Annotated in this window: 5 protein-coding genes and 1 riboswitch; of the genes, 2 read left to right on the top strand and 3 right to left on the bottom strand. The window is 72.0% G+C overall.

Annotated features, from left to right (window positions below; translation table 11 throughout):
- The coding region (locus tag G6031_RS18340) for a hypothetical protein (protein ID WP_182654057.1) at positions 1–325 on the top strand (325 nt) is incomplete at its 5' end.
- Positions 326–358: 33 nt separating this feature from the next.
- On the opposite strand, the gene G6031_RS18335 is transcribed toward G6031_RS18340, so the two are convergent.
- Genes G6031_RS18335 through G6031_RS18325 form a run of 3 tightly spaced genes read right to left on the bottom strand, consistent with a single transcriptional unit; the run spans position 359 to position 1,443 of the window.
- Positions 359–835 (bottom strand): SRPBCC family protein, encoded by a 477-nt coding sequence (locus G6031_RS18335; protein ID WP_182654056.1) that lies wholly within the window; start codon positions 833–835, stop codon positions 359–361.
- Positions 832–1,089, bottom strand: a complete 258-nt coding sequence (locus tag G6031_RS18330; protein ID WP_182611046.1) for a hypothetical protein — start codon at positions 1,087–1,089, stop codon at positions 832–834. The genes G6031_RS18335 and G6031_RS18330 overlap by 4 nt, the downstream gene beginning before the upstream one ends.
- Positions 1,090–1,128: 39 nt before the next feature.
- The gene (locus tag G6031_RS18325) at positions 1,129–1,443 is read right to left on the bottom strand and encodes an SMR family transporter (RefSeq protein WP_179523245.1); all 315 of its coding nucleotides are present in this window, start codon (positions 1,441–1,443) and stop codon (positions 1,129–1,131) included.
- A gap of 10 nt (positions 1,444–1,453) precedes the next feature.
- Positions 1,454–1,521, bottom strand: a riboswitch (guanidine-III (ykkC-III) riboswitch).
- Positions 1,522–1,671: 150 nt separating this feature from the next.
- Here G6031_RS18325 and G6031_RS18320 point away from each other — a divergent pair.
- Positions 1,672–1,968 (top strand): EthD family reductase (locus G6031_RS18320; RefSeq protein ID WP_179523246.1); only part of this gene is annotated, 297 nt, incomplete at its 3' end.

Here is a 1,968-nt window from a genome sequence, read left to right as displayed (position 1 = left end):
GGTCGCGCCCCGGGCCATCGCCCTGGGCGGGATGCCCGGGTGGCGCGGCAAACGCATCGCCGCCGACGGCACCGCGGTCAACCTGCTCGACGACGGCCGCGGAGCTCTGCGCGAGGCCCTGCCGATGCGGGTCACGGTGGAGTCGTCCTGGTCGGACGGCCGGCCGACGATCGTCTGCTCGTACGGCTCGGACGGGCCCGTGCCGTGGCGCTGGGTCCGCGACGAGTTCCGTGCGCTGGACGACCGCCGGCTCCTGGGGTTGACCTTCGTCGGTGGCCCGTGGTCCCGGATCGCCGCGGCTCCGCTGCTCCTCACGCGCGCCTAGACCGCGCCTGGCCCGCGGCGCGCGGCCGGATCGTCAGCGGTTCGACTCGTACCTCGCGGCCAGGCGCGAGAGCGTCTCGGTGATCCCGCCGGCGTTCTTCTCCGCCATCCCGACGCGCTCCATGACCCGCCCGATCTTCGACTGACGGTTGTCGAAGCTCTCGGTGACCTCGGTCCGCCCGTCGGCGGTCGGGGTGAACTCCCAGCGCCAGCGGTGCCCGGCGGGGTGGGCCCACTCGACGACCTTGAGCTCCGGGGTGTCGACATGCTCGGTCACGGTGGAGGTGATGCGGTACGGGACGCCGTACATCCGCATCCTCGTGGTGAACTTCGCGCCCTCGGACAGGGCGGACGGGCCCTTGACGTTGTCGCGGACCGTCCCCGATCCGTCGACGAGGCCGTGCTTCGCGGGGTCGTTGACCAGCGCGAACAACTCGTCGGCGGGGGCGTTGACGGTGACGCGCCGGGCGACGACGCGCGGTCCGCGGTCGACTGTGGTGATGGAGGTCATGGGTGGACCGGTCCTCTCGGGAGACGTCGATGACGGTGCAGACCACGAGGGGTCTCGGGTCGGTGGGCCTGCCTCCGGACCACCGTACGCCCGAGTTCCGCCACGTTCCCGGCGACCGCACCGAGGCCGGCGCCGATGACCAGGCCCGGGGCCAGGCCGGTCGGGCCGGCGACCGCGAGCCCGATGATCAGTCCGGCCCCGGCCCCGTAGACGAGTCCCAGGCCGACCAGTGGTCCGGCCGCACGCGATCTCATCACCTCACCGTAGACCCCGGCGGCGCGGTGACGAGGCGGTCACGCAGCGGTCTTGAGTCCGACCACCCCGCCGATGATCACCAGGAGGAAGACCACCTTGGCCGGCGAGACCGGTTCCGCGCCGGTGGCCATGGCGTACAGCACGGTGAGGGAGGCGCCGATGCCGACCCACACGGCGTAGGCGGTTCCCACCGGGAGGCCTCTCATCGCGTAGGCCAACCCGGCCATGCTCACGACCAGGGCGACCCCGAACACCACGGACGGGACGAGCCGGGTGAAGCCCTCGGATCTGCCCAACGCGGTGGCCCACACCGCCTCGAGGATCCCGGACAGAACGAGTACGAACCACGCCATGACAGCCTCCGGCGGGCCGTCTTGTCGCGCTCCGGGTACGGCGCCCCTCGTCCGGGAGACCCGTCCACGGGACTCTGGGGACCATGCTGGCACATCGGGAGCCGGTCCGACCGATCCGGACTCCGACCACAACCGGCGAATCCGTCTCCCCACCCGACCGACTGCGGCATCATCCCCGGTGCGCGACCCTCCGGACGACCGGATGGAGCGCCCCTCGAAAGGACCCCCTTGATCACCCTCACCGTCCTCTACGGAACCCCCGACGACGTCGAGAAGTTCGACGAGTACTACGACGGGACCCACATCCCCCTCGCCCGCGCGGTTCCGGGCCTCGACGACGCCAAGGTCACACGCTTCCTGCCCGGCCCGGACGGCTCCGCACCCGAGTTCCACCTGATGGCCCAGTTGTTCTTCGCGGACGCCGAGGCGATGGGAGCCGCGCTGTCGACGGACGAGGGCCGGGCACTGGTGGCGGACGGGGCGAACCTCGGGATCACCCCGACGATGCTCGTGGGCTCCACCGGG

Origin of the sequence: Dietzia sp. CQ4, assembly GCF_014145125.1 — a bacterium.
Taxonomy (GTDB): Bacteria; Actinomycetota; Actinomycetes; order Mycobacteriales; family Mycobacteriaceae; genus Dietzia; species Dietzia natronolimnaea.
This window is presented reverse-complemented; position numbering and strand designations above follow the sequence as displayed.

What these genes read in the sequence shown, in the direction of transcription:
- G6031_RS18335 (WP_182654056.1), bottom strand. Translation starts at nt 835, where the DNA reads ATGACCTCCATCACCACAGTCGACCGCGGACCGCGCGTCGTCGCCCGG.
- G6031_RS18325 (WP_179523245.1), bottom strand. Translation starts at nt 1,443, where the DNA reads ATGGCGTGGTTCGTACTCGTTCTGTCCGGGATCCTCGAGGCGGTGTGG.
- G6031_RS18330 (WP_182611046.1), bottom strand. Translation starts at nt 1,089, where the DNA reads ATGAGATCGCGTGCGGCCGGACCACTGGTCGGCCTGGGACTCGTCTAC.